This is a genomic window from Citrobacter sp. wls615, from assembly GCF_005281355.1.
Taxonomy (GTDB): Bacteria; Pseudomonadota; Gammaproteobacteria; order Enterobacterales; family Enterobacteriaceae; genus Citrobacter; species Citrobacter werkmanii.
In genome coordinates this window covers 15403-38382 of sequence record NZ_SZXM01000069.1, presented here as the reverse complement: position 1 = coordinate 38382, position 22980 = coordinate 15403, and the positions used below count along the sequence as shown (strand labels likewise).

General features: G+C 51.1%; 17 protein-coding genes. 12 read left to right on the top strand and 5 right to left on the bottom strand.

The features are described from left to right. The 12 genes from FDX04_RS19145 to FDX04_RS19090 all read left to right on the top strand — a co-directional run. Window positions 1-465: EF-Tu/IF-2/RF-3 family GTPase (locus FDX04_RS19145; protein WP_249357153.1), on the top strand; the 465-nt coding region annotated here is incomplete at its 5' end. Between the two features lie 230 nt (window positions 466-695). Beyond that, window positions 696-1079, top strand: a complete 384-nt coding sequence (secE, locus tag FDX04_RS19140) for a preprotein translocase subunit SecE (protein WP_003033128.1) — start codon at window positions 696-698, stop codon at window positions 1077-1079. A gap of 1 nt (window position 1080) precedes the next feature. Next, window positions 1081-1626 carry a transcription termination/antitermination protein NusG gene (nusG, locus tag FDX04_RS19135; protein ID WP_003033125.1) on the top strand — a complete coding sequence of 182 codons (546 nt, stop codon included), beginning with the start codon at window positions 1081-1083 and terminating at the stop codon, window positions 1624-1626. A 157-nt stretch (window positions 1627-1783) separates the two neighbouring features. After that, window positions 1784-2212, top strand: a complete 429-nt coding sequence (gene rplK / locus FDX04_RS19130; protein WP_038636105.1) for a 50S ribosomal protein L11 — start codon at window positions 1784-1786, stop codon at window positions 2210-2212. Between the two features lie 3 nt (window positions 2213-2215). Continuing rightward, window positions 2216-2923 (top strand): 50S ribosomal protein L1, encoded by a 708-nt coding sequence (gene rplA, locus FDX04_RS19125; RefSeq protein WP_042314242.1) that lies wholly within the window; start codon window positions 2216-2218, stop codon window positions 2921-2923. 293 nt (window positions 2924-3216) lie between these two features. Next, window positions 3217-3714, top strand: a complete 498-nt coding sequence (rplJ, locus tag FDX04_RS19120) for a 50S ribosomal protein L10 (protein ID WP_005132895.1) — start codon at window positions 3217-3219, stop codon at window positions 3712-3714. 66 nt (window positions 3715-3780) lie between these two features. After that, the gene (gene rplL, locus FDX04_RS19115) at window positions 3781-4146 is read left to right on the top strand and encodes a 50S ribosomal protein L7/L12 (RefSeq protein WP_000028882.1); all 366 of its coding nucleotides are present in this window, start codon (window positions 3781-3783) and stop codon (window positions 4144-4146) included. Window positions 4147-4466: 320 nt separating this feature from the next. After that, window positions 4467-8495 (top strand): DNA-directed RNA polymerase subunit beta, encoded by a 4029-nt coding sequence (gene rpoB, locus FDX04_RS19110; protein ID WP_003033111.1) that lies wholly within the window; start codon window positions 4467-4469, stop codon window positions 8493-8495. Between the two features lie 76 nt (window positions 8496-8571). Further along, entirely contained in the window at window positions 8572-12795 is a 4224-nt protein-coding gene (rpoC, locus tag FDX04_RS19105; protein ID WP_137371352.1) for a DNA-directed RNA polymerase subunit beta', read from the top strand. A 263-nt stretch (window positions 12796-13058) separates the two neighbouring features. Further along, window positions 13059-14276: a ribokinase gene (gene rbsK, locus FDX04_RS19100; RefSeq protein ID WP_137360339.1), complete on the top strand. Its 1218-nt coding sequence runs from the start codon at window positions 13059-13061 to the stop codon at window positions 14274-14276. Window position 14277: 1 nt separating this feature from the next. Beyond that, window positions 14278-15777, top strand: a complete 1500-nt coding sequence (locus FDX04_RS19095; RefSeq protein ID WP_137360340.1) for a cytosine permease — start codon at window positions 14278-14280, stop codon at window positions 15775-15777. Next, complete coding sequence (locus FDX04_RS19090; RefSeq protein WP_137360341.1) at window positions 15770-18424, top strand: hypothetical protein; 2655 nt, start codon at window positions 15770-15772, stop codon at window positions 18422-18424. Before FDX04_RS19095 ends, FDX04_RS19090 begins: the two co-directional genes overlap by 8 nt. Window positions 18425-18454: 30 nt before the next feature. On the opposite strand, the gene FDX04_RS19085 is transcribed toward FDX04_RS19090, so the two are convergent. From FDX04_RS19085 to thiG, 5 genes are all read right to left on the bottom strand, one after another. Next, window positions 18455-19090, bottom strand: coding sequence for a DUF4867 family protein (locus tag FDX04_RS19085; protein WP_137360342.1), 636 nt, complete (start codon window positions 19088-19090; stop codon window positions 18455-18457). Window positions 19091-19638: 548 nt separating this feature from the next. Further along, window positions 19639-19956, bottom strand: a complete 318-nt coding sequence (locus tag FDX04_RS19080) for a PTS lactose/cellobiose transporter subunit IIA (protein WP_137360343.1) — start codon at window positions 19954-19956, stop codon at window positions 19639-19641. Window positions 19957-19960: 4 nt separating this feature from the next. Continuing rightward, the gene (locus tag FDX04_RS19075) at window positions 19961-20266 is read right to left on the bottom strand and encodes a PTS sugar transporter subunit IIB (RefSeq protein ID WP_042314237.1); all 306 of its coding nucleotides are present in this window, start codon (window positions 20264-20266) and stop codon (window positions 19961-19963) included. 812 nt (window positions 20267-21078) lie between these two features. Next, entirely contained in the window at window positions 21079-22212 is a 1134-nt protein-coding gene (thiH, locus tag FDX04_RS19070) for a 2-iminoacetate synthase ThiH (protein ID WP_137360344.1), read from the bottom strand. Beyond that, the gene (thiG, locus tag FDX04_RS19065; protein WP_137360345.1) at window positions 22209-22979 is read right to left on the bottom strand and encodes a thiazole synthase; all 771 of its coding nucleotides are present in this window, start codon (window positions 22977-22979) and stop codon (window positions 22209-22211) included. Before thiG ends, thiH begins: the two co-directional genes overlap by 4 nt. Between the last annotated feature and the right edge of the window lies 1 nt (window position 22980).

Below are 22980 nucleotides of genomic sequence, written 5' to 3'. Positions count from 1 at the left end.
GAAGAAGTTGAAATCGTTGGTATCAAAGACACCGCTAAGTCTACCTGTACCGGCGTTGAAATGTTCCGCAAACTGCTGGACGAAGGCCGTGCTGGTGAGAACGTTGGTGTTCTGCTGCGTGGTATCAAACGTGAAGAAATCGAACGTGGTCAGGTACTGGCTAAGCCGGGCTCTATCAAGCCGCACACCAAGTTCGAATCTGAAGTGTACATACTGTCCAAAGACGAAGGCGGCCGTCATACTCCGTTCTTCAAAGGCTACCGTCCGCAGTTCTACTTCCGTACTACTGACGTGACTGGTACCATCGAACTGCCGGAAGGCGTAGAGATGGTAATGCCGGGCGACAACATCAAAATGGTTGTTACCCTGATCCACCCGATCGCGATGGACGACGGTCTGCGTTTCGCAATCCGTGAAGGCGGCCGTACTGTAGGTGCGGGCGTTGTTGCCAAAGTAATGAGCTAATTGCCGAATAACATTTGACGCAATGCGCAATAAAAGGGCATCATTTGATGCCCTTTTTGCACGCTTTCACACCAGAACCTGGCTCATCAGTGATTTTTTTTGTCATAATCATTGCTGAGACAGGCTCTGAAGAGGGCGTTTAGTCCGAAACGCACCAGAGCATTTCGGTTTGGATCGCCTCGCTTACGCGGGGTGAAAATGTTTGTAGAATACTTCTGACAGGTTGGTTTATGAGTGCGAATACCGAAGCTCAAGGAAGCGGGCGCGGCCTGGAAGCGATGAAGTGGGTTGTTGTCGCTGTATTGCTGCTTGTAGCTATCGTTGGCAACTACCTTTATCGTGACATGATGCTGCCGCTGCGTGCGCTGGCCGTAGTGATTCTGATTGCCGCAGCGGGTGGTGTCGCGCTGTTGACAACAAAAGGTAAAGCGACCGTTGCTTTTGCCCGTGAAGCGAGAACCGAAGTCCGTAAGGTCATTTGGCCAACTCGCCAGGAAACATTGCACACCACATTAATTGTGGCTGCGGTTACCGCAGTAATGTCACTGATCCTGTGGGGACTGGATGGTATTCTGGTTCGCCTGGTATCCTTTATCACTGGCCTGAGGTTCTAAGATGTCTGAAGCCCCTAAAAAGCGCTGGTACGTCGTTCAGGCGTTTTCCGGTTTTGAAGGCCGCGTTGCCACGTCGCTGCGCGAATATATCAAGTTACAAAATATGGAAGAGCTGTTTGGCGAAGTCATGGTGCCGACCGAAGAAGTGGTCGAGATCCGTGGTGGCCAGCGTCGCAAGAGCGAACGTAAATTCTTCCCGGGCTATGTACTGGTCCAGATGGTCATGAATGATGCGAGCTGGCACCTGGTGCGCAGCGTTCCGCGTGTGATGGGCTTTATCGGCGGTACTTCTGACCGTCCGGCGCCAATCAGCGACAAAGAAGTTGATGCGATCATGAACCGTCTGCAGCAGGTTGGTGATAAGCCGCGTCCGAAAACGATGTTTGAGCCGGGCGAAATGGTTCGCGTTAGCGACGGTCCGTTTGCTGACTTTAACGGCGTAGTTGAAGAAGTGGACTACGAGAAGTCTCGTCTGAAAGTTTCTGTATCTATCTTCGGTCGTGCGACTCCGGTTGAACTGGACTTCGCCCAGGTTGAAAAAGCCTAACACGTCGATCAAAAAAGCGGCGATTTAATCGTTGCACAAGGCGCGAGATTGGAATACAATTTCGCGCCTTTTGTTTTTATGGACTCTGTCCGTAAAACGAATTTACAAACACGGGGAGCCTCTTTGAGGCGCTATAACCCAACTAGAGGAATTTAGAATGGCTAAGAAAGTCCAGGCCTATGTCAAGCTGCAGGTTGCAGCTGGTATGGCTAACCCGAGTCCGCCGGTAGGTCCAGCACTGGGTCAACAAGGCGTGAACATCATGGAATTCTGCAAAGCGTTCAACGCAAAAACTGATTCCATTGAAAAAGGTCTGCCGATCCCGGTTGTTATCACCGTTTACGCTGACCGTTCTTTCACTTTCGTTACCAAAACGCCTCCGGCAGCAGTACTGCTGAAGAAAGCGGCTGGTATCAAGTCTGGTTCCGGCAAGCCGAACAAAGACAAAGTGGGTAAAATTTCCCGCGCTCAGCTGCAGGAAATCGCGCAGACCAAAGCTGCCGACATGACTGGTTCCGACATTGAAGCGATGACTCGCTCCATTGAAGGTACTGCACGTTCCATGGGCCTGGTAGTGGAGGACTAAGAAATGGCTAAACTGACCAAGCGTATGCGCGTGATCCGTGACAAAGTTGATGCAACTAAACAGTACGACATCAACGAAGCTATTGCTCTGCTGAAAGAGCTGGCCACTGCTAAATTCGTAGAAAGCGTGGACGTTGCCGTTAACCTCGGCATTGACGCTCGTAAATCTGACCAGAACGTACGTGGTGCAACTGTACTGCCGCACGGTACTGGCCGTTCCGTTCGCGTAGCTGTATTTACCCAGGGCGCAAACGCTGAAGCTGCTAAAGCTGCAGGCGCTGAGCTGGTAGGTATGGAAGATCTGGCTGAACAGATCAAGAAAGGCGAAATGAACTTTGACGTTGTTATTGCTTCCCCGGATGCAATGCGCGTTGTTGGCCAGCTGGGTCAGGTTCTGGGTCCGCGCGGCCTGATGCCAAACCCGAAAGTTGGTACTGTAACTCCTAACGTTGCTGAAGCTGTTAAGAACGCTAAAGCTGGTCAGGTTCGTTACCGTAACGACAAAAACGGCATCATCCACACTACCATCGGTAAAGTGGATTTTGACGCTGACAAACTGAAAGAAAACCTGGAAGCTCTGCTGGTTGCGCTGAAAAAAGCAAAACCGACTCAGGCAAAAGGCGTGTACATCAAGAAAGTTAGCATCTCCACCACCATGGGTGCTGGTGTTGCCGTTGATCAGGCTGGTCTGAGCGCGTCTGCGAACGTCTAAGATTAGCTTTACGTGGGCGGCGAATTTGTCTACAATCTTCGCCCACGATTCTATTAGCTTCGGCCGATAGACAACAGATTTGTTCGTTGGAGCCTGGCCTATCCAGGCCTCCGTCGAAGACCGCAGGTGTTTCGCAAGAAACTTAATGCCCTGCGTAGACGGTGACAGAACGCTAAGATTATTTCTGATACTCTGGCTTGTTTCTGCTCACCGTATTTAGACGCTCTCTCCGTTGGGGGGAGTGAAGTGAGTTCCGGAACATGAGTTCCGGCAAACATCCAGGAGCAAAGCTAATGGCTTTAAATCTTCAAGACAAACAAGCGATTGTTGCTGAAGTCAGCGAAGTAGCCAAAGGCGCGCTGTCTGCAGTAGTTGCGGATTCCCGTGGCGTAACTGTAGATAAAATGACTGAACTGCGTAAAGCAGGTCGTGAAGCTGGCGTATACATGCGTGTTGTTCGTAACACCCTGCTGCGCCGCGTCGTTGAAGGTACTCAGTTCGAGTGCCTGAAAGACACGTTTGTTGGTCCGACCCTGATTGCATACTCTATGGAACACCCGGGCGCTGCTGCTCGTCTGTTCAAAGAGTTCGCGAAAGCGAATGCAAAATTTGAGGTCAAAGCCGCAGCCTTTGAAGGTGAGTTGATTACCGCATCGAATATCGATCGCCTGGCAACTCTGCCGACCTACGAAGAAGCAATTGCACGCCTGATGGCAACCATGAAAGAAGCTTCGGCTGGCAAACTGGTTCGTACTCTGGCTGCTGTACGCGATGCGAAAGAAGCTGCTTAATTGCAGTTACCTTTCTCAAGCATCTGCTTACGTATAAACTTATTCTGATTTTCAGGAACAATTTAAATGTCTATCACTAAAGATCAAATCATTGAAGCAGTATCCGCTATGTCCGTAATGGACGTTGTAGAACTGATTTCTGCAATGGAAGAAAAATTCGGTGTTTCCGCTGCTGCTGCTGTAGCTGTAGCTGCTGGCCCGGCTGAAGCTGCTGAAGAAAAAACTGAATTCGACGTAATTCTGAAAGCTGCTGGCGCTAACAAAGTTGCTGTTATCAAAGCAGTACGTGGCGCAACTGGCCTGGGTCTGAAAGAAGCTAAAGACCTGGTAGAATCTGCACCGGCTGCGCTGAAAGAAGGCGTGAGCAAAGACGACGCAGAAGCACTGAAAAAATCTCTGGAAGAAGCTGGCGCTGAAGTTGAAGTTAAATAAGCCAACTTTTCTGGTTGCAGCCTAAGAAATTAGGCTGATGGCTGGTGACTTTTTAGTCACCAGCCTTTTTGCGCTGTAAGGCGCCAGTAGCGTTTCACACTGTTTGACTACTGCTGTGCCTTTCAATGCTTGTTTCTATCGACGTCTTAATATACTGCGACAGAGCGTCAGTTCTGTGTAAATCGCAATGAAATGGTTTAAGCGTGATAGCAACAGGCATTGCGGAAAGTATTCGATTTTCCGGTCAACAAAATAGTGTTGCACAAACTGTCCGCTCAATGGACAGATGGGTCGACTTGTCAGCGAGCTGAGGAACCCTAATGGTTTACTCCTATACCGAGAAAAAACGTATTCGTAAGGATTTTGGTAAACGTCCGCAAGTGTTGGACATACCTTATCTCCTTTCTATCCAGCTTGACTCGTTTCAGAAGTTCATCGAGCAAGATCCTGAAGGGCAGTATGGTCTGGAAGCAGCTTTCCGTTCCGTTTTCCCGATTCAGAGCTACAGCGGTAATTCCGAGCTGCAATACGTCAGCTACCGTCTTGGCGAACCGGTGTTTGACGTTCAGGAATGTCAGATCCGTGGCGTGACCTATTCCGCACCGCTGCGCGTAAAACTGCGTCTGGTGATCTACGAGCGCGAAGCGCCGGAAGGCACCGTAAAAGACATTAAAGAACAAGAAGTCTACATGGGCGAAATTCCGCTCATGACCGACAACGGTACCTTTGTTATCAACGGTACTGAGCGTGTTATCGTTTCTCAGCTGCACCGTAGCCCAGGCGTCTTCTTTGACTCCGATAAAGGTAAAACCCACTCTTCGGGTAAAGTGCTGTATAACGCGCGTATCATTCCTTACCGTGGTTCCTGGCTGGACTTCGAATTCGATCCGAAGGACAACCTGTTCGTACGTATTGACCGTCGCCGTAAACTGCCTGCGACCATCATTCTGCGTGCGCTGAACTACACCACTGAGCAGATCCTTGACCTGTTCTTTGAAAAAGTTGTTTTCGAAATTCGTGACAACAAGCTGCAGATGGAACTGGTGCCGGAACGCCTGCGTGGTGAAACCGCCTCCTTTGACATTGAAGCTAACGGCAAAGTCTACGTCGAAAAAGGCCGTCGCATCACTGCGCGCCATATTCGCCAGCTGGAAAAAGACGATATCAAGCATATCGAAGTTCCGGTTGAATACATTGCTGGTAAGGTTGCGGCGAAAGACTACGTTGACGAATCTACTGGCGAGCTGATCTGCGCAGCTAACATGGAGCTGAGCCTGGATCTGCTGGCTAAGCTGAGCCAGTCTGGTCACAAGCGTATCGAAACGCTGTTCACTAACGATCTGGACCACGGTCCGTACATTTCTGAAACTGTACGCGTCGACCCAACCAACGATCGTCTGAGCGCGCTGGTAGAAATCTACCGCATGATGCGCCCTGGTGAGCCGCCGACTCGTGAAGCTGCTGAAAGCCTGTTCGAGAACCTGTTCTTCTCCGAAGACCGCTATGACCTGTCTGCGGTTGGTCGTATGAAGTTCAACCGTTCTCTGCTGCGCGACGAAATCGAAGGTTCCGGTATCCTGAGCAAAGACGACATCATTGAAGTGATGAAGAAGCTCATCGATATCCGTAACGGTAAAGGCGAAGTCGATGATATCGACCACCTTGGCAACCGTCGTATCCGTTCCGTAGGCGAAATGGCGGAAAACCAATTCCGCGTTGGCCTGGTGCGTGTTGAGCGTGCGGTGAAAGAGCGTCTGTCTCTGGGCGATCTGGATACCCTGATGCCTCAGGATATGATCAACGCCAAGCCGATTTCCGCAGCAGTGAAAGAGTTCTTCGGTTCCAGCCAGCTGTCTCAGTTTATGGACCAGAACAACCCGTTGTCTGAGATTACGCACAAACGTCGTATCTCCGCACTCGGCCCAGGCGGTCTGACCCGTGAACGCGCAGGCTTCGAAGTTCGAGACGTACACCCGACTCACTATGGTCGCGTATGTCCAATCGAAACGCCTGAAGGTCCGAACATCGGTCTGATCAACTCCCTGTCCGTGTATGCACAGACTAACGAATACGGCTTCCTCGAGACTCCGTACCGTAAAGTGACCGACGGTGTTGTTACTGACGAAATTCATTACCTGTCTGCTATCGAAGAAGGCAACTACGTTATCGCTCAGGCGAACTCCAACCTGGATGACGAAGGCCACTTTGTAGAAGATCTGGTTACCTGCCGTAGCAAAGGCGAATCCAGCTTGTTCAGCCGCGACCAGGTTGACTACATGGACGTATCCACCCAGCAGGTGGTATCCGTCGGTGCGTCCCTGATCCCGTTCCTGGAACACGATGACGCCAACCGTGCATTGATGGGTGCGAACATGCAACGTCAGGCCGTTCCGACTCTGCGCGCTGATAAGCCGCTGGTTGGTACCGGTATGGAACGTGCTGTAGCCGTCGACTCCGGTGTTACTGCAGTGGCTAAACGTGGTGGTACCGTTCAGTACGTCGATGCTTCCCGTATCGTTATCAAAGTTAACGAAGACGAGATGTATCCGGGCGAAGCAGGTATCGACATTTATAACCTGACTAAATACACCCGTTCTAACCAGAACACCTGTATCAACCAGATGCCTTGCGTATCTCTGGGCGAGCCGGTTGAACGTGGTGATGTGCTGGCAGACGGTCCGTCCACCGACCTCGGTGAACTGGCGCTGGGTCAGAACATGCGCGTGGCATTCATGCCATGGAATGGTTACAACTTCGAAGACTCCATCCTCGTATCTGAGCGTGTTGTCCAGGAAGACCGTTTCACCACCATCCACATTCAGGAACTGGCATGTGTGTCCCGTGACACCAAGCTGGGGCCGGAAGAGATCACCGCTGACATCCCGAACGTGGGTGAAGCTGCGCTCTCCAAACTGGATGAATCCGGTATCGTTTATATCGGTGCGGAAGTGACCGGTGGCGACATTCTGGTTGGTAAGGTAACGCCGAAAGGTGAAACCCAGCTGACGCCAGAAGAGAAACTGCTGCGTGCGATCTTCGGTGAGAAAGCGTCTGACGTTAAAGACTCTTCTCTGCGCGTGCCAAACGGTGTTTCCGGTACGATTATCGACGTTCAGGTCTTTACTCGCGATGGCGTAGAAAAAGACAAACGTGCGCTGGAAATCGAAGAGATGCAGCTGAAGCAGGCTAAGAAAGACCTGTCTGAAGAACTGCAGATCCTCGAAGCTGGCCTGTTCAGCCGTATCTACGCTGTGCTGGTTTCCGGTGGTGTTGAAGCTGAGAAGCTCGACAAACTGCCGCGTGACCGCTGGTTAGAACTCGGCCTGACCGACGAAGAGAAACAAAATCAGCTGGAACAACTGGCTGAGCAGTACGACGAACTGAAACACGAGTTCGAGAAAAAACTCGAAGCGAAACGCCGTAAAATCACTCAGGGCGACGATCTGGCACCGGGCGTGCTGAAGATTGTTAAGGTTTATCTGGCGGTTAAACGTCGGATCCAGCCTGGTGATAAGATGGCAGGTCGTCACGGTAACAAGGGTGTAATCTCTAAGATCAACCCGATCGAAGATATGCCACACGATGCTAACGGTACGCCGGTAGATATCGTACTGAACCCGCTGGGCGTACCATCGCGTATGAACATCGGTCAGATCCTTGAAACCCACCTGGGTATGGCTGCGAAAGGTATCGGCGATAAGATCAACGCCATGCTGAAACAGCAGCAGGAAGTCGCCAAACTGCGCGAATTCATCCAGCGTGCTTACGATCTGGGTTCAGATGTTCGTCAGAAAGTTGACCTGAATACCTTCAGCGATGAAGAAGTTCTGCGTCTGGCTGAAAACCTGAAAAAAGGTATGCCGATCGCAACGCCGGTCTTCGACGGTGCGAAAGAGTCTGAAATCAAGGAACTGTTACAGCTGGGTGGCCTGCCGACTTCCGGTCAGATTACCCTCTTCGACGGTCGTACCGGTGAGCAGTTCGAGCGCCAGGTTACCGTTGGCTACATGTACATGCTGAAACTGAACCACCTGGTTGATGACAAGATGCACGCGCGTTCTACCGGTTCTTACAGCCTGGTTACTCAGCAGCCGCTGGGTGGTAAGGCTCAGTTCGGTGGTCAGCGCTTCGGGGAGATGGAAGTGTGGGCGCTGGAAGCATATGGCGCGGCATACACCCTGCAGGAAATGCTCACCGTTAAGTCTGATGACGTGAATGGTCGTACTAAGATGTATAAAAACATCGTGGACGGCAACCATCAGATGGAACCAGGCATGCCGGAATCCTTCAACGTACTGTTGAAAGAGATTCGTTCGCTGGGTATCAACATCGAGCTGGAAGACGAGTAACTCTCGATCAAACAGGTCACTGGTGCTGGCGTAACAGCCAGCGCCAGATTGTGCTAACTCCGACGGGAGCAAATCCGTGAAAGATTTATTAAAGTTTCTGAAAGCGCAGACTAAAACCGAAGAGTTTGATGCGATCAAAATTGCTCTGGCCTCGCCAGACATGATCCGTTCATGGTCTTTCGGTGAAGTTAAGAAGCCGGAAACCATCAACTACCGTACGTTCAAACCTGAGCGTGACGGCCTTTTCTGCGCCCGTATCTTTGGGCCGGTAAAAGACTACGAGTGCCTGTGCGGTAAGTACAAGCGCCTGAAACATCGTGGTGTGATCTGTGAGAAGTGCGGCGTTGAAGTGACCCAGACCAAAGTACGCCGTGAGCGTATGGGCCACATCGAGCTGGCGTCTCCGACCGCGCATATCTGGTTCCTGAAATCGCTGCCGTCCCGTATCGGTTTGCTGCTCGATATGCCGCTGCGCGATATCGAACGCGTACTGTACTTCGAATCTTATGTGGTTATCGAAGGCGGTATGACCAACCTGGAACGTCAACAGATCCTGACTGAAGAGCAGTATCTGGACGCGCTGGAAGAGTTCGGTGACGAATTCGACGCGAAGATGGGTGCGGAAGCTATTCAGGCCCTGCTGAAGAGCATGGATCTGGAGCAAGAGTGTGAAACTCTGCGCGAAGAGCTGAACGAAACCAACTCCGAAACCAAGCGTAAGAAGCTGACCAAGCGTATCAAACTGCTGGAAGCTTTCGTACAGTCTGGCAACAAGCCAGAGTGGATGATCCTGACCGTTCTGCCGGTTCTGCCGCCAGATCTGCGTCCGCTGGTTCCGCTCGATGGTGGTCGTTTCGCAACGTCAGATCTGAACGATCTGTACCGTCGCGTGATCAACCGTAACAACCGTCTGAAACGTCTGCTGGATCTGGCTGCGCCGGACATCATCGTACGCAACGAAAAACGTATGCTGCAGGAAGCGGTTGACGCCCTGCTGGATAACGGTCGTCGCGGTCGTGCGATCACCGGTTCTAACAAACGTCCTCTGAAATCTTTGGCTGACATGATCAAAGGTAAACAGGGTCGTTTCCGTCAGAACCTGCTCGGTAAGCGTGTTGACTACTCCGGTCGTTCTGTAATCACCGTAGGTCCATACCTGCGTCTGCATCAGTGCGGTCTGCCGAAGAAAATGGCACTGGAACTGTTCAAACCGTTCATCTACGGCAAGCTGGAACTGCGTGGCCTCGCCACCACCATCAAAGCCGCTAAGAAAATGGTTGAGCGTGAAGAAGCTGTCGTTTGGGATATCCTGGACGAAGTTATCCGCGAACACCCGGTACTGCTGAACCGTGCACCAACCCTGCACCGTCTGGGTATCCAGGCATTTGAACCGGTACTGATCGAAGGTAAAGCTATCCAGCTGCATCCGCTGGTTTGTGCGGCATATAACGCCGACTTCGATGGTGACCAGATGGCTGTTCACGTACCGCTGACGCTGGAAGCCCAGCTCGAAGCGCGTGCGCTGATGATGTCTACCAACAACATCCTGTCTCCGGCGAACGGCGAACCTATCATCGTTCCGTCTCAGGACGTTGTATTGGGTCTGTATTACATGACCCGTGACTGTGTTAACGCCAAAGGCGAAGGCATGGTGCTGACTGGCCCGAAAGAAGCAGAGCGTATCTATCGCGCTGGCCTGGCCTCTCTGCATGCGCGCGTTAAAGTGCGTATCACTGAATATGAAAAAGATGAAAACGGCGAATTCGTTGCGCACACCAGCCTGAAAGACACGACCATTGGTCGCGCCATTCTGTGGATGATCGTACCGAAAGGTCTGCCTTTCTCCATCGTCAACCAGGCGCTGGGCAAGAAAGCCATCTCCAAAATGCTGAACACCTGTTATCGCATTCTGGGCCTGAAGCCGACCGTTATCTTCGCTGACCAGACAATGTACACCGGCTTTGCTTATGCAGCGCGTTCAGGTGCATCTGTTGGTATTGATGACATGGTCATCCCAGAGAAGAAACACGAGATCATCTCTGAAGCGGAAGCTGAAGTTGCTGAGATCCAGGAGCAGTTCCAGTCTGGTCTGGTAACCGCTGGCGAACGCTATAACAAAGTTATCGATATCTGGGCTGCGGCGAACGATCGTGTATCCAAAGCGATGATGGATAACCTGCAAACTGAAACCGTTATTAACCGTGACGGCGTAGAAGAGCAGCAGGTTTCCTTCAACAGCATTTACATGATGGCCGACTCCGGTGCGCGTGGTTCTGCAGCACAGATTCGTCAGTTGGCTGGTATGCGTGGTCTGATGGCGAAGCCAGATGGCTCCATCATCGAAACGCCAATCACTGCGAACTTCCGTGAAGGTCTGAACGTACTCCAGTACTTCATCTCTACTCACGGTGCGCGTAAAGGTCTGGCGGATACCGCACTGAAAACAGCGAACTCCGGTTATCTGACGCGTCGTCTGGTTGACGTTGCGCAGGATCTGGTTGTTACTGAGGACGATTGCGGCACTCTGGAAGGCATCACCATGACCCCGGTTATCGAGGGTGGCGATGTTAAAGAGCCGCTGCGCGATCGCGTATTGGGTCGTGTGACTGCTGAAGACGTTCTGAAGCCGGGTACGGCGGATATTCTGGTTCCACGCAACACGCTGCTGCACGAACAGTGGTGTGACCTGCTGGAAGAGAACTCCGTTGACTCCGTGAAAGTTCGTTCCGTTGTATCCTGTGACACCGACTTTGGTGTATGTGCGCACTGCTACGGTCGTGACCTGGCGCGTGGCCACATCATCAACAAAGGTGAAGCAATCGGCGTTATCGCGGCACAGTCCATCGGTGAACCGGGTACACAGCTGACAATGCGTACGTTCCACATCGGTGGTGCGGCATCTCGTGCGGCTGCTGAATCCAGCATCCAGGTGAAAAACAAAGGTAGCATCCGTCTGAGCAATGCGAAGTCGGTTGTTAACTCCAGCGGTAAACTGGTTATCACCTCACGTAACACTGAACTGAAACTGATCGACGAATTCGGTCGTACCAAAGAAAGCTATAAAGTGCCTTACGGCTCCGTTATGGCGAAAGGTGATGGCGAACAGGTTGCTGGCGGCGAAACCGTAGCGAACTGGGATCCGCACACCATGCCGGTTATCACCGAAGTGAGTGGTTTCGTCCGCTTCACTGACATGATCGACGGCCAGACCATTACTCGTCAGACCGACGAGCTGACCGGTCTGTCTTCTCTGGTGGTTCTGGATTCTGCAGAGCGTACTGCGGGTGGTAAAGACCTGCGTCCGGCACTGAAAATTGTTGACGCTCAGGGCAACGACGTTCTGATCCCAGGCACCGATATGCCTGCTCAGTACTTCCTGCCGGGTAAAGCGATTGTTCAGCTGGAAGATGGCGTACAGATCAGCTCTGGTGACACCCTGGCCCGTGTACCGCAGGAATCCGGCGGTACCAAGGACATCACCGGTGGTCTGCCGCGCGTTGCCGACCTGTTCGAAGCACGTCGTCCGAAAGAGCCGGCAATCCTGGCTGAAATCAGCGGCATCATTTCCTTCGGTAAAGAAACCAAAGGCAAGCGTCGTCTGGTTATCACCCCGGTAGACGGTAGCGAACCTTACGAAGAGATGATTCCGAAATGGCGTCAGCTTAACGTGTTCGAAGGTGAACGTGTAGAACGTGGTGACGTGGTTTCCGATGGTCCGGAAGCGCCGCACGACATCCTGCGTCTGCGTGGTGTGCATGCTGTAACTCGTTATATCGTTAACGAAGTTCAGGACGTATACCGTCTGCAGGGCGTTAAGATTAACGATAAACACATCGAAGTTATCGTTCGTCAGATGCTGCGTAAAGCCACCATCGAAAGCGCTGGTAGCTCCGACTTCCTGGAAGGCGAGCAGGTTGAATACTCCCGCGTCAAGATCGCTAACCGCGAGCTGGAAGCGAACGGCAAAGTGGGCGCAACCTTCTCCCGCGATCTGCTGGGTATCACCAAAGCGTCTCTGGCAACTGAGTCGTTCATCTCCGCGGCATCGTTCCAGGAGACCACTCGCGTGCTGACCGAAGCAGCCGTTGCGGGCAAACGCGACGAACTGCGCGGTCTGAAAGAGAACGTTATCGTGGGTCGTCTGATCCCGGCCGGTACCGGTTATGCGTACCACCAGGATCGTATGCGCCGTCGCGCAGCGGGCGAACTGCCAGCTGCTCCGCAGGTGACTGCTGAAGATGCGTCTGCCAGCCTGGCAGAGCTGCTGAACGCAGGTCTGGGCGGTTCTGATAACGAGTAATCGTTCGCGAGTCGGCAAAAAGCCAGTCAGATTTTCTGACTGGCTTTTTTTATACCTTCTTTTTACGGATGAAAGTGCTTTTTCACACCGTTTTCTAATATCTTCTTTCGCATTAACATCTCCCATATATCGCGCTATTTAATTGAATAGAAACATTTTTATCAAAAAAATTCCCGTTTGTTTTTGTTTCCATAGTGGTAGTGTGAAAGGATTCATGGAATCTGAGAATTACAAAAGATATAAATGTTACGCGAGGTGAGATTATGTTTGGAAAAGAAAGGCAACGTCAAATATTGGCATATTTGAATAAACATGAGCGAGCTACGGTGAATCAACTCGCTATTTTATTTTCTGTCAGTAAAGAAACTGTCCGTAATGATTTGAATTTATTAGCAGGCCAAGGAGTAGTTGAACGTTGTCATGGTGGGGCAATAATATTACGCCGTATTTTTCACTCGCAGCCTGTTAATAACGTTGGAACCTCCATTGAAATGTTTCTCAATCAGGTCAACCGACGCAAAAAAACGATAACAAACAAAAAAGGAAAAATAATGATAAGCAAAGTTTGTATATTAGGATCGTTTAATGTCGATATTATTGCGAAGGTTGACCGCTTCCCTAAAAGCGGCGAATCAATTCTGGCCAGTAATACAATCATTGGGCCTGGCGGCAAGGGGGCAAATCAAGCGATGGCGGCCAGCAAATGCCCCGTGCAGGTGCATTTCGTTGGTAAAGTCGGTAATGACCATTTCGGTCAGATGGCACATGACCACCTCTCTTCATCCGACATTCACAGTTTTACCCTCTATCAGGACAAAGAACATAAAACAGGTAGTGCCATCATATATGTATCGGAACCTGCGGGTGAAAACAAGATCGCGATTTATTCTGGTGCCAATCAATATATTACTGAAGCGGAAGTTGCCAGTATTACCAGTGAGCTAGTTGATGCGAAAATATTGCTTACACAGCTAGAAAACAATTTTACAGCAACCGCGCTGGTGTTAAAGGTGGCACATCAGTCAGGCGTGAAAACTATCCTTAACCCAGCACCTTATTCTGACCAGGCAAAAGAATGCCTGCCATATATTGATTATCTGACCCCTAATGAAACAGAAGCATCGCTGATGTCCGGTGTCGAGATAAAAGATGTAGAGAGCGCGAAAGCAGCGGCGCAGACCATCAAATCCCTCGGGGCAAAAAATATTATTATAACTATGGGATCTCAGGGGGCACTGATATATGACGGCGAACAATTTACCCATATTCCAGCACTAAAAGCAGTAAGTATTGACACGACTGGTGCGGGGGATGCGTTCAACGGCGCATTTGCTGCTGCGATTGCGCAGGGGCAACCGTTGCTCAGTGCAGCAAAATTTGCTTCTGCTTTTGCTTCGCTGGCGGTCGAGCGGGAAGGTGCATCTAACATGCCTGAGTATGAAGCCGTATTATCACGGCTTGCTCAATATGAGAGGAAATAAAATGACGAGCCAAATCCAGAACCCGTCTGATGTATCAGGTACGATGAAAGTCGAAACCAATGGGGTAAACCCCGTTAGCGATAAAGAACGTTATGGCTCGCCTGCCGGGCTTTTTCCGATCTGGTTTTCATGGAATGTCTCTATTCTCGGTATTACCTATGGGATTTACGTTTACTCACTGGGGTTAAGTCTGTGGCAGGCGATTATTGCCGGTATTATCGGTTATTTTTTATCGAGTACGCTGGTGGGCATTTTGGCGGTTGGTGGGCCGCGCACTGGATTGCCAACCTTAACACAGACTCGATTTGCTTTCGGTTATCACGGGAATAAGATCCCCACTTTGTTTGCCTATATTTCCAATATGGGCTGGAAAATTACCATTATTACACTGTCGTCGACCACCGGCGCCTCACTCTTTGCCCGGTTATGGCCGGCCGTGTTTGCTGCAGAAAATGGTCATCCTACCTTAGGGTGCCTGCTGAGCTGGTTCGTCGTGACCTTAGCATTGACCATGTCTGTTGCCATCTATGGCCACCAGCTCATCATGAAGGTAGAAAAGTATATTGCATGGTTAACGGGGGGAATGAGCATCATCTTTATTATCCTGATCCTGCCGCATATTCACTGGTCGCAGGCGGGTGCCGCGCCCGATGCAGGTTTTTTAACGTTTATCGGCGGCATGGTTATGGCTATGACGATGGTTGGGCTGGGCTTTCTCAACTATGGTGGTGATTTCGCCCGTTACCTTCCGCGCAAGACCCCTGCCGGGAAAGTTATTTTCTGGACGTCGTTGGGGATTTCGCTACCGGTTTCCATCCTGCTGATTTTGGGCGCATTGCTGGCCGACAGTAATCCTGAACTGAGCGGTGCGGCAGCCTCCGAGCCGATTGCTGCCTTAACCTCGTTCCTGCCGTTATGGTTTTATGTGCCGTTTTCTATCGTGATCATTATCTCCCTGCTGGCGGCAGCCATTACGGGTGTTTACAGCTCGGGCCTCGCATTGCTGGCTATGGGCGTGCCAGCCAGTCGTTCAACCACGACCGCGATCAATGCGGTCATTATCGCGTTCGGCGCGTTCTACTTATTGTTTGTTTCCGACTCGTTCCTCGCTACTTTCCAGTCCTTCCTGGCGACAGTATCCGTGGTATTGGGATCAATGGGCGCGATCCAGCTTGTCGACTTCGCCCGGCAAAAGCGGTTGCGCTGGAACACTGATATGGCGCAGCCTGCGGGACTTGGCGGGCGTAACGGTCGCTGGACGGCATTATTGTCGCTCTTTGTTGCATCAGTTATCGGCATGGGAACCATTACTTCTGGCGATCCATGGATTGCCCACCTGGTCGGTTTCTTACTGACGGATGAAACCAAAACCAGCGTGTTTGCGACAGCAAACATTGGTGTGGTGGTGGCGATGCTGGTGGGCGCAGCGCTGTATGCCATTTTGACTTACGTTTGTCATTGTGATGTTCCGCCACTGAAAGAAGGGAAAAATCATGAATGATTCGTTAGCAAAGGCGCGGCAAAGCTTCAAAAACCCGGATGTATGGCACCTGCCTGCAACCTACTGGTTCTGGCATACCATTCCGGACAAGGAGCAGATCGATAGCCAACTGAGGCAATTGCAGGCGGGAGGGTATGGTTCATTCCAGATAGCCGCACGTCTGAGCCTTCCGCTGGAAAGTTATCTCAGTGAGGAATGGCTGGCTGCCTGTCGATATACGGCCGATAAAGCCGCCGGGATGGGGCTGATGATGGGTATCTATGACGATTACAACTGGCTTTCCGGTCACGCCGGGGGAAGAACCGTTGAGGGAAGAGATGAGTTGCGCGAGCGCCATCTTTTCTGGAGCCAGTCCAGCCTGTCTGCAGATATGCTGACATGCCGCCTTTCCGGGATCCGCTCTGCGGATGCCGAGGCCTTACAGCAGTGTGGGATGGAGTGGATTTTTGCAGATGGCAAGCCGGCATGGGATGAATGGGAAATTGTCGCCGCGTATGCTACATCTTCCTCAGAGCAGTGCAGGGCGGAAGAAATTGTTGATGTTTCTTCATTAGCCCGTATCACCAGTGTAACCGCCGGGGAATTTGAGGTCACGTTTAAAGGAAGTGAGTTGCCCTGGGGGGCCGACACGATTGTGACGCTCTTTACCGCAGCGCGCTGCCGAACCTCACGAATGATTAATTACCTGATGCCTGAAGCGGCGGAAAATTTTATTCGTGTCGGTTATGAACCTTATGCCCGGGCCTTTGGCGATCATTTTGGTAAGACGGTGGCGTATCTCTTTTTCGATCAGCCACATGCTTGTTTCTGGCAATGGAATGAACAGGTTGGTTCGGTCAAATCCTCCTTAATGTATGAAAAAAGGCTCATTGATGCGTTGCAACAGGCACCTTATTGCCTGGCTGAAAACCTGATGTCCTTAGTTATGGATATAGGCAGTCGCACCGCACGCCGCCGCTGTGAGTTATTTTCTTGCTATTCCCAGCAGGCGATGCAGGCCTTTTTCGGCACGTTGTCAGCGTGGGCGCACGATCAGGGCGTAAAGCTAAGTGGTCATGAAGTATTAGGCCACGTCAGTAGCTGGAATTTCGCCAGTAAAATTATCACCGAAGATAACCGGTGTAATTTTGCTATGGATTATTTTGCTCTTGATGGCTGGCGGGATATTACGGCTGTCGATTCACGAAATAGTGAGCCACAGATGGCCGCGAAGGTCGGCGACTCTGTGGCGCGCGCTCATGGGCGTAAAGGATGTATTGTTGAGCAATATTATGCGCGGGTTAAGCCGGGTACGCATTTTGCCGCTGGGCAGTGGGAAATTTCACTGCATGATATCCGGTTGCAGGCATTGCGGCATCACCTCCTCGGCGCCCGGCAATTTTTAATGCACGCGTTCTGGCTGAGAGATGGGGAAGAAAACGACGAGGTATTGAGTAACCCGCGCTTTGATTTTGCTCCGGGGATTAACTTCCAGCCCTGGTATGCCTTCCATGCCGGGTTTGCCTATGAGTCTGGCCGTCTTGCCGAATTTCTTGAACAGGGAAACCCGTATGTTGATGTAGGCGTACTCTATTCCAAACGAACTTTCTGGTACTGCGGCGTGGAGGGCAACGAAGGGCAGTTGGGCGAATATTGGGCAAAACAACTCAGCGCTCAGGGCGTCGAATATTTCTTCATTGATGAGGAGAATTTGCTCCAGGCTGACGGAACACGCATTAATGGCATGAATTTCCCTGCTCTTCTGTTAGCGGACGTTAAAGTGGTGCAATCAGCCGCCACGCTGAGTCAGCTGGAGCGCTTTGTCGCCGCAGGAGGCCAGCTACTGATCGACGGTGAGCTCGTGGCATATAGCGAGGAAAAAGGCAAAGACTGCTCTCTTACCGAAAGGCTGCAAAAGCTGATTGGGACGCAACCTGCGTGCAGCATGTTGGCTGACATACTGAAAAGCGATCGTCCCTTTGTTGACTATCCCTCCCGGAAAACGGCCGTCTGGACTCGGATAACGCAGGATGAAACATCGCGTTACGTCACCGTATTTAATGACGGTGAGACTCCTCTCTATGGCTGGCTACATTTTCCGGGCCTTTGCGGACGGTTGGCGGAGTGGCATCTTGCGACGGGAGAGGTTTCAGTGCTGGAAGAGCATCTCGTGGGAAGTTATCCGCTACAAATCGAACCCTGGCAGGCTCGCTGTTTCTCATTACAGATAGCGGTAAGTAGCCACGATGTGGTGCTGGATAAGCACTGGCAGCTACTGGTAGATAACGTTGCCCGGCCCGTTGAGGTCACAAAAGGGTGGGAGCTGCAGGGGATGGAAACGTGGTGTGGTCCAGGACGCTACCAGTTACGTTTTGCGCTGGAGACGATTACCGACGATATTCAGCTTTATTTACCTGAAGTGCACGGAAGCGTCGCCATCTGGATTAATGGTTCGTTAATTGCCGAAAGGGGCTGGCCGGAATATCGCTTCACGTTACCACAGTCTTTACTGAAAAAGAGTAATGAGCTGGCGGTAGTAGTCTACCCATCGGCTGCAAATCGTTATTACTCGGCGAGTGCATGGCAGGGGGATGGACGGGATCGCTGCGGTTTGACAATGCCACCACGCTTACGAACAAAAGACAGCGTAGCGGTCATTGCCGGATAAAGAGCAGGCGAAGAGCAATCTTCGCCATTTTCAGATATGAATAATGTCATTAACGCAAAGATGCGGTCCTTTTAAAAATGGGCAATGATGCTCAGTAAAACTTTCATGCGCGATAAACCAAGTATTTCGTTTACTCAGCATTGCTGGCTTATTTTCGTCGTGTATATCTTCATTAGTCCCATCGAGGAGTATAATTGCTGCGCTAAAAGGTTGTGCATTTATACTAATGGGGCAGTAATGTAGAGTAGTACTATAAAGCTCAATCACCGATTTTTTCGGAACGAAAAATGGCTGGGCCAGTTCACCATTAAACGTATCGTCCTGCATAAATTCGCGTTTACCCAAAAACAGGAAAAAGTCGCTGGCTGCAATAATGACTTCACTCCCCTGATGATATTCAAAGCCATCCTGAGTGGTATTTATGCCACAAACATAACCGGCCTGAACGGGCATGTTACCGTAGATCTGTCGCTGAATGTCGCTCACGACGGCGTGATGATTTAAGCGTTCATCGCTTCTGACATATTCTATGCGATCATGTGGCAGCGTAATTTCATCTTTAAGATACTTAAGCAATGGATCTATATTTTTTGTGGTGATGACATTCCCGTATGTGTGAAATTCATCGCTGTGAATCGACAGTGCCTTCTTTTTGTAAGTTGTCATGATGCCTGTGCTCGTATTTTGGTGATTATAGTTGGGTTATTTTACGCGAATGTTATACCACCTTTTGTTGACAGGGATCTTGCTTTGTAATTAAATTTAGAATGTTGCATGTGATCTTCTTTTTTATGTGGACCAATATAATAATTGATAGAGGTATTTAAGATGATTTTTATGATGTTAATTTAATTACGGGCAAAGGCATTTATAGTTTGTATCTCCAACGGACTGAATCTGATGTGCTATGCCCGGATGTTGCGTGTTCCGATAAAAGGAAACTGTTTTTTTAACAATCGACGAATATTTTTGTCGGAGGCGCTAAGAGAGGAAGGGATCTGGATGAACCAGGGTGAAAAAAGACCATGACGGAATGGGGGGGAACGGATACTGGCCCAGGTACGTAGACGCAACTATCGTATAATCCGGGCCGATGAAATCAAAAAGTGTTACCTATGTGACCTGCTCATACACAGTTGCCCCCTTCGCCTGTTCACAGATGACGAGACATCATGCTTAACTAACCGGTGCTTTTTTATTCCATCATCGTGCGTTTAGTTAGCCTGTGGTAACCGCCGATAAAGCTCAATCATGTCGCCCGCCAAATCCTGAATCACCATCGCGTTCATCAGATGGTCCTGCGAATGGACGGTGATGAGATTGACCGGTAGTTTGCCAGTGCCTTCGTCGATTCCAATTAGTTGGGTCTGGATTTTGTGCGCCTGTTTGACGTACTCGCGTGATTCCACCATTGCTTGTTCCGCACCAGTAAAGTCACCTTTACGCGCCAGTTGTAGCGCTGTCAGTGCCTGACTGCGAGCGGCTCCGGCGTTGACCAATAATTCCATGATGATCGTTTCTAACTCTTCCATATCATCACTCCAGTAGTTTCAGCGCTTTTTCCAGTACGGCATCACCTTTCATCATGCCGTAATCCATCATATCGATAACGGCAACTTTTTTGCCTAGCGGGTCGGCGAGCGCCTGCAGCTTGGCCTGCTCATATTTAACCTGTGGACCAAGCAACACGATATCTGCAGTGGCGATATTATCTTCAAACTCAGCCACCGGGACAGCTTTGATCGTGACGTCGACACCTTTTTTCTGGGCGGCATCTTTCATCTTTTGTACCAGCATGCTGGTGGACATTCCGGCGGCACAGCATAAAACGATGTTTTTCATAAGCAGTCTCGCTCAACATGTGTGGGTTGATAATTATCGCGAGCCAGCTGTAGCAACAACTGCTTTGCAACGATTGTGTGTAAGACATCACAAAGAAAACCACTTTTTCTGAAACCGGTTACAAAAAGAGGCAAAACTCAACGATCAGTACCGAGGCTGGCGGCTTTTGGCTCGCTTATCACATGCAGGAGTATATAATTACTGTCAATAAAAACATGTTATAAAAAACAGTATTGACAGCGTTTTTTAAACCCGTATGTTAATGCTTAACAGCAGGGAAATAGTAGTTTGCTGTTAACGTAGTAAGTGTTAGTAAAGCTTTATTGGGGGTTGCGATAAAGGCCACGAAGTATTTTTTGTTTGGGATAGTCGATGCTGAAAACGCTATTTTTTCACTTCGACAATGCTTTCAGGCCACGTAGTTGATTTATCTAATCGCAAAAAGTTAGTAAAACGCGACGATGTAACGCCATGATTTAAACGTAAATATTTGCGATTCATGTTTTCTGTTTATCGCAAGGGAAATAAGGCAACGCATCAAAGAGTATATGTCGCGAGGGGAAGTGTACTTGTTTAGGTCACCAGCCTTGAGTTCTATTATCAAGCCGGTGGAATGTGTTTAACGGTAAATAGAGGAAAGTTTTAGTTAGCATCAATATCCAATATTATCTGTGGTAAACCTGTACATTTTAAAGTAGTACCATCAGCAGTACTAAATCGTTAAGTTTATTAATGTTAAATCTGAAGTTTGTAGTAACTTAAAGCCCTGACTGCAATAGTCAGGGCTTTTGTTTAATGCGATCGCTCCGGGTTTACGGTATCTGCGCAGCGCGCCCCAGATAGCTGTCCCAGTCTTTCCACACGGGCTGTAATCCCTGCGCCATGAGTGCTTCAGCAACGGCTTCGGGGCGACGGTCATCGTGCGGGGCGAACTGTTCCAGCTCTGGATGGTTATCGGCATAACCGCCGGGCTGGGTTTTCGAGAAGGCGCTGACATTGTTGATCGCCAGCGGGATCACATGGTCACGAAACCAGGGGGATTCGCGGGTGGAGAGCGACAGCTCAATTTCCGGTGCCAGTAAACGAAACGCGCAAATGGTCTGGAGCAACTGTCGCTCGTCCATGATAGATGCGGGTTCAACGCCCCCGGTGCATGGGCGCAGACGAGGAAAGGAGATGGAGTAGCGGCTCTGCCAGTAATGCTGCTGCATCCACAGCAGATGTTCGGCGACCATATAACAATCCACCCGCCAGCTGTCAGACAAACCAATCAGCGCGCCAAGACCGATTTTATCGATTCCCGCACGGCCCAGCCTGTCCGGTGTTTCCAGCCGCCAGAAGAAATCCTGCTTTTTCCCCTTTAAATGATGATGGGCATAAGTCGCTTCATGATAGCTCTCCTGATACACCATCACTCCGTCCAGCCCCAGCGTCTTCAGCTCGGCATACTCCTCAATTGCCAGCGGCTGCACTTCCATATGCAGCGATGAGAACTGCTGGCGAATGGCCGGGAGATGGCGGCGAAAGTAGTCCATACCCACTTTGCTCTGATGCTCGCCGGTAACCAGCAACAGGTGTTCAAAACCCAACTCGCGGATGGCGGCGCACTCGCGGGCGATTTCTGCCTCGTCCAGCGTCTTACGTTTGATGCGGTTGCTCATAGAAAAACCGCAGTAGGTGCAGTCATTGGCGCAGAGGTTTGAGAGATAAAGCGGCACGTAAAAACTGACGGTGTTGCCGAAGCGCTGGCGAGTCAGCCTTTGCGCCCGCTGCGCCAGCGGTTCAAGGTAATCGGCGGCGGCGGGGGAGAGCAGCGCCATCAGATCGTCCCGATTAAGCTGTGGAGCGTTAAGCGCCCGTTCCACGTCAGCGGCGGTTTTACCGTTGATGCGCAGACGGATATCGTCCCACTCCAGCTGCCGCCAGCGGTCGGTGAAGGTTTTCATGCTAACGCCTCCAGAAAACCGGTGAGCGGGCTGGTGGCGCTGGCCTGCGAACTTTTGCTTCCCGGCACGGCCTGACGGGCCAGTAATCCGGCTTCCACCGCCAGACGAAAGGCGGTTGCCATCATCACCGGATCGTCCGCCACGGCAATCGCCGTGTTGACCAGCACCGCATCAGCGCCCATTTCCAACGCCTGCGCCGCGTGGCTGGGCACGCCGATCCCGGCGTCGACCACCACCGGCACGGCCGCCTGCTGGATAATAATCTCCAGCATCGCTTTGGTTTCCAGCCCCTGATTCGAACCGATAGGCGCGCCAAGCGGCATCACCGCCGCGCAGCCGACCTCTTCCAGCCGCTTGCACAAAACCGGATCCGCGCCGCAGTAGGGCAGCACCACGAAGCCCTGCTTCACCAGCGCCTCGGCAGCTTTTAGCGTTTCGATCGGGTCCGGCAATAGCCAGCGGGCATCCGGATGGATTTCTAATTTCAGCCAGTGGGTGCCCAGCGCTTCACGCGCCAGTTGGGCGGCGAAGATCGCCTCTTCGGCAGTTTTCACCCCGGAGGTATTGGGCAGCAGCGTGACGCCCGCTTCAATCAGTGGCGCCAGAATCGCATCGTTGTGCTGGCGCAGGTCCACGCGCTTCATCGCCAGCGTCACCAACTGGCTGCCGGAAGCGCGAATTGCCTCGACCATCAGTTGCGATGAGGCAAACTTCCCGGTACCGGTGAACAGATGTGAATCAAACGTTTTGTCGGCAATACGTAACATC